The organism is Streptomyces sp. DvalAA-14 (assembly GCF_900091855.1).
Taxonomy (GTDB): domain Bacteria; phylum Actinomycetota; class Actinomycetes; order Streptomycetales; family Streptomycetaceae; genus Actinacidiphila.
The window spans coordinates 1-14,762 of the sequence record NZ_FMCH01000305.1; the positions used below are offsets into that span (position 1 = coordinate 1).

The window sequence follows — 14,762 nt, forward strand, 5'->3', positions numbered from 1 at the left end:
GCGCCCTCGGCGTCGGCGGCGGCCTGGAGGCGGCGGGCCCGGCGGCCCTCGCCGGCGGCCTGGCCGGGGATATCAGCGGTGAACGTGCCGGTGGCGGTCGCGGTGGCGCCGTCCGCCTCGGGCAGGTCGTCGTCGATCTCGCGGCGCCGGCCGGGCAGTGCCAGCACGATCACCACGAGCAGCAGCAGTCCCTGGACGCCCAGCCAGCCGATGTGGGTCACCGGCTCCTTGAAGGTGACGTCCAGGCGGCCGCCGGTCGCGGGCAGTTCGAAGCCCTGTGCCCAGCCGTCGACCGTGGTGCGGGTCAGCGCGGCGCCGCCGAGGGTGGCGTGCCAGCCGGGGGCCGCGGAGTCGGCCAGGCGCAGGACGCGGCCGGCCGGACCGGCGGGCACCTCGGTGTGGGCCTCGATCCGGCCGGCCGCCACGGAGACCGGTTGGGCCCCCTTGCTGGTGATGGTGATCCGGGAGACCTGGGCGTTGACCCGCCACAGCTCGGTGCCGCCGGTCTGGCTGACCCGCGACAGGCCCGGGGTGCTGTCCAGCACCCGGCCGTACGAGCGCGGGGCGCCCTTCTGCGCAAGGACGTAGCGGATGGCGTAGCCGGCCAGCCGGCTGCCCTGGTCCGCGCCGGAGCCGGCCACGAGGTTGGCCACCACGCCGTCCAGGGCGCGGTCCGGGTCCGCCTCGGCGGCGAGTTCCGCGTCGCCCAGGCGCACACCGGAGCCGCGCACGAGGGCGTACGAGACGCTGCCCGTGGTGCCGCTGATGACCAGGGTGCGGGGCTGGTCGCCGGACAGGCTCTCCTCGGCGACGAACGCGGGGACCTGCTGGGGGTCGGCGCGCTTGATCGGGCCGTTGGCACCGTCGGCCACCCAGGTGAAGGCGGCCAGCAGCGGCGCGGCGGCGGCCGCGATGACGATCAGGCCGGCGACGGGCTGCCGCCAGCCGAAGCCACTGGCGGCGATCCGCTCGTTGGCGTTCTCCGCTCCGATGGCGGCGGCGGCCAGCAGCGCGATGCCGTAGACGAGGGTGGCCGGGCCCGCCCAGTCCTTGCCGTTCTCGACGACGGCGAAGAGCAGGCCGCACGCGGCGACGGCCCAGGCGGCGACGATCGCGGTGCGGCGGGTGTCGCGCATCAGGGCGGCCAGCGCGGCCAGCACCACACCGACCAGCAGGAAGCCGCCGGACGCCTTGGGGCCGCCGGGGCTGAGCAGCAGCAGGTCGATCCCGGAGGCGGAGCCGGTGCCGTAGGGCAGTCCGGCCTCGTTCAGCAGCCGGCCCGGGTGGCTGAGCAGGGCCAGCGACCAGGGGCCGAGCAGCACGATCGGTGTGATGATCAGCGCCGCGAACCGCAGCAGGTGCGGGACGAGCAGCTGCCGCCGGCCGGTCGCCAGCCGCCAGCCGAGGGTGATCGCGGCCAGCACCAGGGCGATCGGCCAGGTGACCGGGGTGAAGGCGGTGGTGAAGGTCAGCATGAGCGCCAGTGCCCAGGTGGCGCGCCAGCTGGGGCGGGCGCCGCGCTCGATGGCGGTGGAGCTCAGCTGGAGGCCGGCCATGGCGACTGCGGCGCGGGCCATCAGCGGGAGCAGGATGGCCAGCACCGCGGTGCCCAGGCGGCCGGCGGCCAGCGCTCCGGTGACCGCCGGCAGGAAGGCGTAGGCGACCGCGGCCCAGGCGCGCAGCAGCCGGGACTCCACCAGCGGGCGGGACGCGAAGTAGGCGGCGGCGCCGGCCAGCGGGACCGAGGCGACCAGGAACAACGTCAGGGTCAGGCCGGTGGAGCCGAACAGCACGGTGGCGAAGATCGCCAGCACGGCGATGTAGGGCGGCGCGGCCTGGGTGCCGCCGGTGCCCAAGGCGTGCCACGAGCCGGCGTAGGTGGCCCACAGGTCGGAGGCGCCGGGGTCGGCCGGCAGCAGGGCTCCGCCAGCCAGCGCCCCGCCGCCGAGCAGTGCCCGGCAGGCGGCGAGCGAGACGACGAGCAGCAGCGCGAAGAGCACCGGCCCCGGCTTGCGGGCGATCTGCTTGAGGCGGGCGAACTGCTCGATCTCCAGGAAGTCGCCGTCGTCGTCGCCGGGACCGGTCTCGCCGGCGCCGCCGTGGCGTCCGACCGCGGCCGAGGCGTCGTCGGCGCGGCCGGCCAGATTGCTGACCACCTGGTCGACGGTGGCCCGGACGGTCGCGCCGGGCGGCGGGAACAGCGGGCGCAGCTCGGAGGGCGGTACCTGGCCGCGACCGCGCCGGTGCCGGGCGGCGAGCAGCCGGCCGGGCCGCAGCAGTACGCCCAGCAGGCCGACGATCTCGTCGACGGCCTGGCCGGGGACCTTGCCGACGAGGTAGGCGAGGGTGCGCAGCAGGGTGCCGACGACGATCCGCAGCACCACGTAGGGCAGCAGCGGGCCCCGGGTGTTGGCGAGCAGGGTGTAGACGGCGCCGGCCTTGTCGACGCGGTGCGGGTTCACGGCGGAGCGGCCCGCGCAGTCGACCGGACGGCGCTCGCGGGAGGCCGCCTCGGCGTGGCGCAGTACGGCGTCGGGGGCGATCAGGACGGTGTGGCCGGCGGCCTGGGCGCGCCAGCAGAAGTCCACGTCGTCACGCATGAGGGGCAGCCGGCGGTCGAAGCCGCCCAGTTCCTCCCACACGTCGCGGCGCACCAGCATGCCGGCCGAGGACACCGACAGCACCGGGCGTACCTGGTCGTGCTGGCCCTGGTCCTGCTCACGCCGCTCGAGACCGGTCCAGCGGCGCCCGCTGCGGGCGATGCTGACGCCCACTTCGAGCAGCTGCCTGCGGTCGTACCAGCTGCGGAGTTTGGGACCGATGACGGTGGCCGACGGGGACGATTCGGCGGTACGCAGCAGGGCGGCGAGCGCGCCGGGGTCGGGTTCGCAGTCGTCGTGCAGGAGCCACAGCCACTGGACGGGTTCGCCGTGCGGCTGGGCGGGCTCGTCGTAGACGTCGTCGTTCCAGGTCCGGCTGACCGGGTCCCAGCCGCTGCGGCGCTGGAGGTAGGGCAGGTCCTCGGCGGTCAGCGGGACGGCGACGCGGGCGGCCTCCTCCACCGCCGCGCCGAAACCGGTGCGGCGGGCGAGGTGCAGGACCCGCTGGTCGCCGAGCGACTCGATGAGCAGGCGGGCGGAGTCGTCGGCGCTGCCGGTGTCGGCGGCGATGACGTCCTGGACCGGGCGGTCCTGGCCGAGCAGCCCGGCGAGGGCTTTGGGCAGCCAGCGCGCGCCGTCGTGGGCGACCAGCACGGCGGTGACGACATGGCGCGGGAACTCAGGGGTGCCGACCGGGTGAGCGGCCGGAGCTGGGCTGTTCACGGACATCGAGGTTCTGGCCCCGGTTCGCTGGACTGCGGGTGGACGGTCGGCCCACTCGGCGGCGGGCCCACGTCTTGGACGGCCCCCCACACTAACGGCTCAACCGGGGCCCGCCGTCCGGGCGTGGGCCCCGGACGGCCCGGCCACGGCTCCGGCGCGGTCCGGACCCGGGTGGTGGCGGGGGTGCTGGCACCGGCGCGCGGACCGGGCGGGGCAAGGGCTCTGGCCCGGGTCACGGAGGTGGGAACGACACCGCCCGCCTGCCGTGCCGGCGGGCACGGAAGACGGGCGGTAGGCGGGAGGCCGGGTCCGGTCCGCGGTCAGACGACGCCCTTCTTCAGCCGGCGCCGCTCGCGCTCGGACAGGCCGCCCCAGATGCCGAAGCGCTCGTCGTTGGCCAGCGCGTAGTCCAGGCAGTCGGAGCGGACCTCACAGGCGAGACAGACCTTCTTCGCCTCACGCGTGGATCCGCCCTTTTCGGGGAAGAACGACTCGGGGTCGGTCTGCGCACACAGCGCACGCTCCTGCCAGCCGAGTTCCTCGTCGGCCTCTTCGGCCAGCAGCAACTGGAACTGCTCGGTCATGCGCGCCCCTCGTCTGTCGTGCTTCCCCGTGATGCCTGCCGTCACGATGTCCGGCTGAAACGACACGAGTGAAATTACAAGTGTGCCGATCCGGGCCAGTCAAGCCGGAATCTGCTATTGGGCCCGTTATTCACTCCGCTGAACCAAGGGGTAACGGAAAGTGTTGATATCGGCCAAAAACTCTCGCCCGTCAACCATCGTCCCGCCGACCAACCGCTCACATACCGTCAGACGCCGCGGCGGCGTGCCGCGTTCCACCGTTCGGATGAAGCGTTGTGGATCACATTTCGATCACAGAAGCACAACGTCACACCGGGCGGTGTGTGTTCCCGGACCGAAATCGGATCTGCATCGAATCTGCACGGATGCCGCACCATCTATCCGCACCCGCCGACGCACAAACCTTTCAGCACTGTGCGTTACCGGATCGGGTGAACATGGCGGATAAAGCGGACATTGAGTTGACAGGAGGCCTCCCGAAACGGTGTTCTTGACTCATGTCCGCTGAGCACAACGCGCCCTTCCGGACTCGCCGAGGCGAGTCCCGCTGCGTCGCGCTCGCGCAGAGCTGTTGTTGTTCCTGTCACTGCCGCTGAACCCCTGCCCGGAAGCTGGAACGGCCTCCGGCACCTCCCCTTCACGCGCATTGCAGAGGAACATCACCCCATGTACTCCGACGTCTCCATCGCCGGTGACCCGCTCGCTCTGCCCCACCTGCTCCCCCCGGTGCCGCAACACCCCAGCACCGTCGCGGAGTTCGCCGGACTCGCCCGCTCCATTGCCGCCGACCGGGCGCGCTGGGCCGCCCAGGTGCGCTACGACGCCACCACCCGCTGGTATGCCCGCCTGCAGACCGGACCGGGCTACGAGGTGTGGCTGCTGAGCTGGCTGCCCGGCCAGGGCAGCGGACTGCACGACCACGGGAAGTCCTCCGGTGTGCTGACCGTCCTGCACGGCGCACTGCGGGAACGCGCGCTGGGCTCGCGCGGCGAGGCGTCCCGGGAGCTGACCCCCGGTCATCAGCGCGCGTTCGCAACCGGATACGTGCACGAGGTGGTCAACGACTCGCTGGAGCCGGCGGTCAGTCTGCACGTCTACTTCCCGGGCCTGACGGAGATGACGCCGCACGGGTGCACGAGCGGCGGCCGGGCGGACGGCGCGCCCGCACCGGCGCGGGAGGCGGCGGCTGCGGCGCTGCCTGCGACGCAAGCACGGGCATGACCCGTCGGCCCGGGTGGGCGGGCTGACAGACTGGGGACCATGCGAATCGTGGTTCTGGCCGGAGGTATCGGAGGGGCGCGCTTCCTGCGCGGCCTCAAGGCAGCAGCGCCGGAGGCGGACATCACCGTCGTCGGCAACACCGGAGACGACATCCATCTGTTCGGGCTGAAGGTCTGCCCCGACCTCGACACCGTCATGTACACCCTCGGCGGCGGCATCCACGAGGAGCAGGGCTGGGGCCGGGCGGAGGAGACCTTCGCGGTGAAGGAGGAGCTGGCCGCGTACGGGGTCGGACCGGAGTGGTTCGGGCTCGGCGACCGGGACTTCGCCACCCATATCGTCCGTACCCAGATGCTCGGTGCCGGCTATCCGCTCAGCGCGGTCACCGAAGCGCTGTGCGCCCGCTGGAAGCCCGGCGTACGGCTCATCCCGATGTCGGACGACCGGGTGGAGACCCATGTCCTGGTCGAGGTGGACGGCGAGCGCAAGGCCGTGCACTTCCAGGAGTACTGGGTACGGCTGCGCGCGTCGGTCACCGCGCATGCCGTGGTGCCGGTCGGGGCCGAGGGCGCCAAGCCGGCGCCCGGGGTGCTGGAGGCGATCGGCGCCGCGGATGTGATCCTCTTCCCGCCCTCCAACCCGGTGGTCAGCATCGGCACCATCCTCGCGGTGCCCGGCATCCGCGAGGCGATCGCCGAGGCCGGGGTGCCGGTGGTGGGGCTGTCCCCGATCATCGGTGACGCCCCGGTGCGCGGGATGGCGGACAAGGTGCTGGCCGCGGTGGGCGTCGAGACCACCGCCGCGGCGGTCGCCGCCCATTACGGCAGTGGGCTGCTCGACGGCTGGCTGGTGGACACGGTGGACGCCGGGGCCGTGCCGGAGGTCGAGTCGGCGGGCATCCGCTGCCGGGCCGTGCCGCTGCTGATGGAGAGCGTCGAGGCCACCGCGCGGATGGCCCGGGAGGCACTGGCGCTGGCCGAGGAGGTCCAGGCGTGAGCGCCGTCGGCCAGGGCGCCGGGCCGGCCGGGCAGGCCGCTTCGCGCTTCGAGGTGTTCGGCGTGCCCGGGATCGGGGAGGTGCAGCCGGGGGCGGACATCGCCAAGCTCATCGTGGCGACCGGGGTGGAGCTGGCCGACGGCGATGTGCTGCTGGTCACGTCCAAGATCGTCAGCAAGGCCGAGGGCCGCGTCCTGCGGGCGGAGGACCGCGAGGCGGCGATCGACGCCGAGATGGTGCGGCTGGTCGCGCGCCGCGGGCCGACCCGGATCGTGGAGACCCGGCACGGTTTCGTGATGGCCGCCGCCGGGGTGGACGCCTCCAACACCCCGGCCGGCACCGTGCTCCTGCTGCCGGAGGACCCGGACGGCTCGGCCCGGCGGATCCGGCAGGGGCTGCACGACGCGCTGGGCGTGCGGGTCGGGGTCCTGGTCACCGACACCTTCGGCCGGCCCTGGCGCGAGGGGCTCACCGATGTGGCGATCGGCGCCTCCGGAGTGCGGGTACTGGGCGATCTGCGCGGCGCCCGGGACATGCACGGCAATGAGTTGAGCATGACGGTGACCGCCACCGCGGACGAGCTGGCCGCCGCCGGTGACCTGGTCAAGGGCAAGGCGGCCGGCGTCCCTGTCGCGGTCGTCCGCGGGCTGTCCGCGGTGGTGGACCCCGCGCCGGAAGCGGCCGACGCCGGGGCCCGGCCGCTGGTCCGCGCCGCGGCCAACGACATGTTCCGGCTCGGTACGTCCGAGGCGGTACGGGAAGCGGTCTCGCTGCGGCGGACGGTGCGGGAATTCACCGACGAGCCGGTGGATCCGGCCGCGGTGCGCCGTGCGGTGGACCTGGCCGTGACCGCCCCGGCCCCGCATCACACCACGCCGTGGCGGTTCGTGCTGGTGGAGTCGGCAGCGACCAGGACCCGGCTGCTCGACGCGATGCGCGACGCGTGGGCGGCGGACCTGCGACGGGACGGGTTCTCCGAGCAGAGCGTGGCGAAGCGGCTGCGGCGGGGCGACGTCCTGCGTGCGGCGCCGTATCTGGCCGTGCCGTGCCTGGTCACCGAGGGGGCGCACGCCTATCCGGATCCGCGGCGGGCCGCGGCTGAGCGGGAGATGTTCGTGGTGGCCGCCGGAGCCGGCGTGCAGAACTTCCTGGTCGCCCTGGCCGGGGAGCAATTGGGGTCGGCCTGGGTGTCGTCCACGATGTTCTGCCGGGATGTGGTGCGGGAGGTCCTGTCGCTGCCGGCGGAATGGGACCCGATGGGGGCCGTCGCCATCGGTCGGCCCGCGGTCGCGCCGGCCGCCCGGGCTCCTCGGTCCGGGGCGGACTTCCTGGTCGTGCGCTGACGCGCACCGCGTCCGCCGCCCGCCCGCCTGCCTGACCCGCTCCCCGCGTCAAGAGCAGCGGAGCAGCAGCCGGCGGATCAGGAGCGGCGGATCAGGAGTGACGATTGGGCGGATTCGGGGCCAGTCGGGGGGCGTGGCGGGGCGGCGCGTGGGTGGCGAGGAGGATCAGCCGGCTGGCGCGGTGACGCTGGCCCTCGTAGGGCGCCAGGAGCCGGAGCATCGCCTCGTCGCTGGACCGCCGGGTGCCTTCCAGGGCGTAGCCGATGTGGTGCGGCAGGTGGAGGTCGCCGACCGTGAGGGCGTCGGCGGCGCCGTGGCTGCGTTGCAGGGTCTCCGCCGCGGTCCAGGGGCCGATGCCCGAGATGCTCTGCAGGCGGCGGCCGGCCTCCTCGGGCGGGAGGGCGGCGAGGGAGTCGAGCCGGGCGCCGACCCGGACCGCGCGCAGAACGGTCGAGGCCCGCTTGTTGTCGACCCCGGCGCAGTGCCAGTCCCAGGAGGGGATGAGCGCCCAGCCGCGCGCGTCGGGCATGACACGCATCCGGTCGGCGGGGGCCGGACCCGGCGCGGGCGCGCCGTGCTGGAAGAGCAGCAGCTTCCAGGCCCGGTTGGCCTCGGTGGTCGTGACCTTCTGTTCGAGGATGGTGGGGATCAGCGCTTCGAGCACCAGTCCGGTGCGGGTGAGCCGCAGCCCCGGATGACGCCGGTGGGCCTGGTGGACCACCCGGTGCCGCGGCACGAAGGCGGACGGGTCGTCATGGGCGCCGAGGAGCCCGGGCAGGGCGTCGAGCAGCCACTGCGCGCCGGGGCCCCACGCGTGGCCCTCCAGTTGGGCCGGGCTGCCGGTGATCCGCAAGGTGCCCGGTCCGGCGGGTGTGCGGCTGGCCCGCCACACCGCGCCGTCGGGGGTGATCCGGAAGGAGGGGTCGGTTCCGCCCCGGCGCCACGGCAGGACGGTGAGCCGCACGTCGAGGGGCCCGGCCGGCACCCAGGTCCGCGTCCGGGCCACCGGGACGGCGGCGCCGATGTCGCGCCGGGGCGCGGGCAGGCCGACGCCCTGGGGACGCGTTCGAGGGGGAAGCACCTGCTGAGCGTACCCGGCGGCCGATCGGGCCGGACCGGCCGCGCCTCACTGGTCCGACGAGAAGCGGATCGCCCCCGATTCGATGCGCGCCCCGCACCACACCCGGGCGCCCGGGACCAGCTCGATGTCGGAGCCGACCACCGCGCCGTCGCCGATGACGACACCGTCGAGGACGGTTCGGGCCCCGATCCGGGAGCCCGCGCCGATCAGTGAGTTCTTGACCACCGCGCCGGATTCCACCCGGGCGCCGGCGAGCACGGTGCTGCCGTCGACCCGCGCCCCCGAGCCGATGAAGGCGCCTTCGGCCACACACGTACCGCCCGAGAGCTTCGCGTCGTCGGCCACCCGGGCGCCGGGCAGGACCAGGCGTTCGCCGTGGCGGCCGGGCACCGCGGGCGAGGGGGCGCGGCCGAGCACCAGATCCGCGGAGCCGCGGACGAAGGCGTGCGGGGTGCCGAGATCGAGCCAGTAGGTGGAGTCGACCATGCCCTGCAGATGTGCGCCGGTGGCGAGCAGGTCCGGGAAGGTCTCGCGCTCGACGGAGACCGGTCGCCCGGCCGGGATGGTGTCGATGACCGACCGGGTGAAGACGTAGGCGCCGGCGTTGATCTGGTCGGTGACGATCTCCTCGGGTGTCTCGGGCTTCTCCAGGAAGGCGGTGACGCGCCCGTCCCGGTCGGTGGGGACCAGGCCGAAGGCGCGCGGGTCCGGCACCTTCGTCAGGTGCAGCGAGACGTCCGCGCCGCTGCGGCGGTGGGTGGCCACCAGGGCGGGGATGTCGAGGCCGGTGAGGATGTCGCCGTTGAAGACCAGGACCGGGTCCCCGGGCGCCGAGTCGAGCCGGTGGGCGACGTTGCGGATCGCGCCGCCGGTGCCGAGCGGATCGCTCTCGGTGACGTACTCCAGGTGCAGGCCGAGTGCGGATCCGTCGCCGAAGTACGGCTCGAAGACCTCGGCGAGATAGGAGGTGGCGAGCACGATGTGCTCGATACCGGCGGCCCTGGCCCGCGCCAGCTGGTGGGTCAGGAAGGGCACGCCGGCGGCCGGGATCATCGGCTTGGGGGTGTTGACGGTGAGCGGTCGCAACCGCGTTCCCTTGCCGCCGACCAGCAGAATGGCCTCGGTCGCGGTACGGCTCATGGTGTGCTCGGTGGTGTCGGTGGCATCCCTGGGATCCGTTGCTCCGGAGTTCGCCGGAAGGCTCTGTGCAGGCATGGATGCTGGCATGGGGAAGATAGTGACATAAGCCGTATAGCCGATGAATCAGTACCTGATGGTCGCTCTGCTGCGTGGCGCAACGCTACCCGTACGGCCGATCCGGGTCGACCGGATCACGCCAGGTAGCCTGACCGGCGTGACGCCCACCACCCGCACCCCCGCCGCACTGCTCGCCGATGCCTTGCGCGCCGACTCCGGCAGGCCGTTGGTCACCTTCTATGACGACGAAACCGGGGAAAGGGTTGAGTTGTCGACGGCTACTTTTGCGAACTGGGTGGCCAAGACGGCGAATCTGCTGCAGGACGACCTCGGGGCCCAGCCGGGCGACCGGCTCGCGCTGCTGCTGCCCGCGCACTGGCAGACCGCCGCGTGGGTGCTGGCCGCGTTCTCGGCCGGCGTGGTCGTCGCGCCCGGCGGGGACCCCGCCGAGGCCGATCTGGTGGTGAGCGGGCCGGACACGCTGGAGGCGGCCCGCGCCTGCCGGGGCGAGCGGGTGGCGCTGGCGCTGCGCCCGCTCGGCGGCCGCTTCCCGCAGCCGCCGGCCGGCTTTTCCGACTACGCGGTGGAGGTGCCGAGCCAGGGCGACCGCTTCGCGCCCTACGTGCCGGTCGGACCGGACGCGCCCGCGCTGCAACTGCCGGGCGACGAGGGCGTACTGACCGGCGGCGAGGTGGTGGAGCGCGCGCTCGCGTCGGCGCGGGCCCTCGGGCTCAGCCGCGGCTCCCGGCTGCTGTCCGGACTGTCGTACGACACCTGGGACGGGTTGGCCGCCGGACTGCTGGCGCCGCTGGCCGCCGACGCCTCGGTCGTGCTGTGCCGGCACCTGGACGCGCTGCCCGCCGACCGGTTGGCCCGGCGCGTGGACGCCGAGCGGGTCACCCACACCGCGGGCCGCTGATCACGGGAGCGGCCAACCAGCCGTACGGCGGGCAGCATTGCCGTACGGCCGACCACATCGTCGTACTACCGGCCGCATTGCCGTACGGGCGACCGCATCGCCGTATGCGCCAGCGCATCGCCGTACGATGATCCACATCGTCGTACGAACGCCATGTGGTCGTACGCGTACTCCGCCATCGCCGCCGGACCGGTCGGCATCTCCTGTCCGGCCCGTGGACACCGGGGTTTCCGCCGAACAACGCGGGGAATTCGGCACCCCGGGCAACCAACAGGCCGATTCGACTGTCTGAACGAGTGTCGGTCGAACATTCGGGTCCGATCCCCCGAAGACGGCCGACACCGGCCACCGCCGGGCGAACAACCAGAGGGACGGGCACCGACGTGACCACGCCAGACGAGCCCCAGCAGGACGAGCCCGCCGCCACCGCGGCGACCGAGGGCTCCCCCGAAGCCGGGACCGGAGCCGAGGGCACGAGCCTGCCCGGAGCGGGGGCGGAAGCCGGTGCCGGGGCGGAAGTTCGGCCCGGGGCCGAGCACGAATCCGAGCCCGCACCGCCGCCCACGCCCGAGGCCGAGGCCGAGCCAGCACCGGCGCCCACGCCCGAGCCCGCAGCCGCAGCCGCAGCCGCAGCAACGACCGACGACGAGTCGAAGCCGACGGCCGAGGCCGCAACCGGGGCCGGGGCGGCCGCCGGAGGCGAAGCCGGGACCGAGCCGGTGGTCGACCCCGCAGTAGAGCCGGTGGTCGACCCCGCAGTCGGGCCCGCGGCCGGTCCCGCGGCCGAAGGCCCGGTCGAGCCGGTGTCCCCGGCCGAGGCCGACGCCCGCCCCGCGGCTGGGCCCGGCCGGGAGATACCCCCGGCGCGGCCGCGTTACCGCTGGGTGCGCGTGATCTCCGCCTGCACCGCCTTCCTCGTGCTCGCCCTCGGCGGCGGTGGCTGGTATCTCTGGCAGCACCTCAACAGCAACATCACCACCGACACCACGACCGAGAACGAGCTGAAGGCACAAGCCGCCCAGCGGCCGACCGAAGGCCCGACCAAGGCCGAGAACATCCTGCTGATCGGCTCGGACAACCGCGGCGACGGGAACGAGAAGTACGGGCACGACACCGGCACCCAGCGCTCCGACACCACGATCCTGCTGCACCTGGCGGCCGACCGCAGCAGCGCCACCGCGGTCAGCATCCCGCGCGACCTGATGGTCCACGTGCCCGAATGCACCAAGCCCGACGGCAGTACGGTCGCGCCGCGGTTCGAACAGTTCAACTGGGCCTTCGAGTTCGGCGGCGCCGCCTGCACCATCCGGGCGGTCGAGAACATGACCGGCATCCGTGTCGACCACCATCTCGTCGTGGACTTCAGCGGGTTCAAGAAGATGGTGGACGCGGTGAACGGCGTCGAGGTCTGCGTGGCCGAGCCCGTGCACGACGCCAACGCCCATCTCGACCTGCCGGCCGGCCAGCAGAAGCTGAACGGCGAGCAGGCGCTGGGCTATGTGCGCGCCCGGGAGAGCCTCGGCGACGGCAGCGACACCCAGCGGATGGAACGGCAGCAGGACTTCCTGGCCTCGCTGGTGAAGAAGGTGCGCAGCAACGGCGTGCTGCTCAACCCGGTCAAGCTCTACCCGTTGCTGTCCGCGGCCACCTCCTCGCTGACCGCCGACCCGGGTCTCGACTCGCTCAACGAGCTGTACAACCTCGCGCACAGCATCCAGCAGACGCCGACCGGGGCGATACGTTTCCTCACCTTGCCGCAGGAGCCGTACGTCGAGGACCACGACCGCGATCAGCTCAGGCAGCCGGGCGCGGACGAGCTGTTCGCCGCGTTGCGCGCCGACCAGCCGGTGAACGTGACCGGGGAGGCCGGTCCCGACTCCTCGACCGGTACCTCGACAAGCTCGCCCACCAGCTCTCCGACGAGCCCCTCGTCCGGCTCGCCCTCGGCTCCCGCCGGCGGCACCACCGACGCCCCCACCAACGTCCCCGCCAGCGCTACCCCGAGCGCCGCCCCGACGTACAAGGGAACGACCGCGGACCGTGACATCTGCGGCAATGATCAGTGAAAGGGCGCTGAAAGGCCCGTTCAAGCCGTCGGCGAGATCGACGGGTTTGTCCGGTTGTAGGGGCACGGGATTTGTCACGGACGCATATCGGCGCTGAACTTGGCAGCTAGTGTGAGCGCTCCGGCAGATCCCGGATGGAGGACCCGAGGGACCGTGGACACGCAAGGCCGTAGGAACATCGACCCGGCGGACCAGTGGGTGCTGGACCCGGCGACGGGCACGTATCAGCTGCGGCTGGACCCGGAGGAGACGCCGTCACCGAGCGTGCCGCCGCAGGTCAACTACGGCCGGGTGGCTGAGCGTTCCGCCACCGAGCGATCCTCCGGACGGCCGGGCCCGGTGTCCTCGGCGGCGGCGCCCGCCGCGCCCGCCACCGATCTGGCCGGTCCGCGCAGGCGCCGCAAGGCCAAGCCGGGGATGTCGCGCCGGCGGAAGGCGCTCGCCTGGACCGGCGGCGCCGTCGGCTTCGTGCTGCTGGCCGGCAGCGTCAGCGGATTCCTGGTCTACGAGCACTTCAACAACAACATCACCACCGTCGACGTCGGCGACGCGGGCAGCAAGAGCGTCACCCACGAGGGCCCGATGAACATCCTGGTCATCGGTACCGACAGCCGGCAGGGCCTGGGCGACGCGTACGGCGACCCGGGCAGCCTCGGGCACGCCGACACCACGATCCTCTTCCATGTCTCGGCCGACCGCAGCAACGCCACCGCGGTGAGCATCCCGCGCGACATCGTGACCGCCATCCCGGACTGCCCGACCAAGCAGAAGGACGGCTCCACCAAGGTCATCCCGGGCACGCCGAAGCAGCTCACCACGCCGAAGTTCAACGAAAGCCTCGGCCAGGAGGGACGCGACCCCGGCTGCACGATGCGGCTGGTCTCGCAGATGATGGGCGGCCTGCGGATCGACCACTTCATGATGGTCGACTTCGAGGCGGTCAAGACCCTCTCCGCCGCGGTCGGCGGCGTCGACGTCTGCCTGGCCCGCCCGCTGGTCGACCCCAAGTCGCATCTCGACCTGGCCGCCGGCCGGCACACGATCCAGGGCGAACAGGCGCTGGAGTTCGTCCGCACCCGGCACGCGCTGCGGAACCAGAGCGACCTCGACCGGATCAAGCTGCAGCAGAACTTCCTCAGCGCGATGATCCGGCAGATCAAGTCCAGTGGCACCCTGACCAGTCCGTCGAAGCTGTGGACGCTGGCCAACGCCGCCACCCACGCGCTCACCGTGGACACCGCCATCGGCAGCGTCACCAAGCTCAGCAGCCTGGCCCGGGACCTCAGCGCGGTCGACACCAAGCACATCACCTTCGCCACCCTGCCGGTGGCGGACAACCCCGACGAGAAGGTGCACGCGACCGTGGTGGTCGACCGCACCAGGGCGCCGCAGCTGGTCTCGTTGATCAAGCGGGACGTCTCGCTCACCCAGGTCAAGAAGCGGCCGGCCGCACCCGACCCCCGGCTCGGCCGGCACCAGGGCGGCGCCGCGGGACACCCGGGTCAGCGTCCGCAACGGCAGCGGGATCATCGGCGCCGCGCAGGACACCGTGGAGTGGCTGCGGAGCACCAAGGGCGTGAGCCGCTCCGACAACGGCGGCAACGCGCCCGCGCCGACCGCGCGGACCGTCCTGGAGTACACGCCCGACCAGGCCGACCAGGCGCGCTCGCTGGCCGCCATGATGGGACTGCCGGCCAGCGCCCTCAAGGCCGGCGCCGCGCAGGCCCAGCCGCCGGCGTCCATGACGCTCACCCTGGGCGCGGACTTCATCAAGCCGGGCATTCCGATCGGCGCGGCCACCGTGCCCGACGGCGTGCAGAAGACCGAGGCGGACAACACGGCATGCGTCGGATGACCAAGGTGAGTGGCCGGCCGGCCGCATGGAGGACCTGAGCGACCGTGGACACGCAAGGCCCCGAATTTGTGGATCCGGCGGACCAGTGGGTTCTCGACCCGGTCACCGGCACCTATGAGTTGCGGCTGGACGCCCCGCAGCAGCGTCCCGCCCCGTCGACCCCGCGCCGCCGCCGGT

General features: G+C 73.1%; 9 protein-coding genes and 1 pseudogene. 6 read left to right on the forward strand and 4 right to left on the reverse strand.

Annotated elements, in window-relative coordinates:
• On the reverse strand, window positions 1–3,329 hold a 3,329-nt coding region (locus GA0115240_RS15440; protein WP_093737254.1), incomplete at its 3' end, for a glycosyltransferase.
• A gap of 314 nt (window positions 3,330–3,643) precedes the next feature.
• Entirely contained in the window at window positions 3,644–3,907 is a 264-nt protein-coding gene (locus GA0115240_RS15445; RefSeq protein WP_093737255.1) for a WhiB family transcriptional regulator, read from the reverse strand.
• 666 nt (window positions 3,908–4,573) lie between these two features.
• On the opposite strand from GA0115240_RS15445, the gene GA0115240_RS15450 reads away from it, so the two are divergent.
• From GA0115240_RS15450 to GA0115240_RS15460, 3 genes are read left to right on the forward strand one after another with little or no spacing between them, the layout of a single operon-like run.
• Window positions 4,574–5,128 (forward strand): cysteine dioxygenase, encoded by a 555-nt coding sequence (locus tag GA0115240_RS15450; protein WP_093737256.1) that lies wholly within the window; start codon window positions 4,574–4,576, stop codon window positions 5,126–5,128.
• A 39-nt stretch (window positions 5,129–5,167) separates the two neighbouring features.
• A complete protein-coding gene (cofD, locus tag GA0115240_RS15455) occupies window positions 5,168–6,124 on the forward strand; it encodes a 2-phospho-L-lactate transferase (protein WP_093737257.1) in 957 nt (318 codons plus the stop codon).
• The gene (locus GA0115240_RS15460) at window positions 6,121–7,467 is read left to right on the forward strand and encodes a coenzyme F420-0:L-glutamate ligase (RefSeq protein WP_093737258.1); all 1,347 of its coding nucleotides are present in this window, start codon (window positions 6,121–6,123) and stop codon (window positions 7,465–7,467) included. The genes cofD and GA0115240_RS15460 overlap by 4 nt, the downstream gene beginning before the upstream one ends.
• Window positions 7,468–7,558: 91 nt before the next feature.
• Here GA0115240_RS15460 and GA0115240_RS15465 read toward each other — a convergent pair whose 3' ends face one another.
• Window positions 7,559–8,548: a DNA-3-methyladenine glycosylase family protein gene (locus GA0115240_RS15465; protein ID WP_370673341.1), complete on the reverse strand. Its 990-nt coding sequence runs from the start codon at window positions 8,546–8,548 to the stop codon at window positions 7,559–7,561.
• Between the two features lie 45 nt (window positions 8,549–8,593).
• Entirely contained in the window at window positions 8,594–9,688 is a 1,095-nt protein-coding gene (locus GA0115240_RS15470) for a nucleotidyltransferase family protein (protein ID WP_093737259.1), read from the reverse strand.
• Between the two features lie 214 nt (window positions 9,689–9,902).
• Between GA0115240_RS15470 and GA0115240_RS15475 the strand changes: the two genes are divergently transcribed.
• From GA0115240_RS15475 to GA0115240_RS15485, 3 genes and pseudogenes are all read left to right on the forward strand, one after another.
• A complete protein-coding gene (locus GA0115240_RS15475) occupies window positions 9,903–10,664 on the forward strand; it encodes a TIGR03089 family protein (RefSeq protein WP_256069821.1) in 762 nt (253 codons plus the stop codon).
• 383 nt (window positions 10,665–11,047) lie between these two features.
• Entirely contained in the window at window positions 11,048–12,730 is a 1,683-nt protein-coding gene (locus GA0115240_RS15480; protein ID WP_256069822.1) for an LCP family protein, read from the forward strand.
• Between the two features lie 153 nt (window positions 12,731–12,883).
• Window positions 12,884–14,585: pseudogene (locus GA0115240_RS15485) on the forward strand (LCP family protein).
• Window positions 14,586–14,762 lie beyond the last annotated feature (177 nt).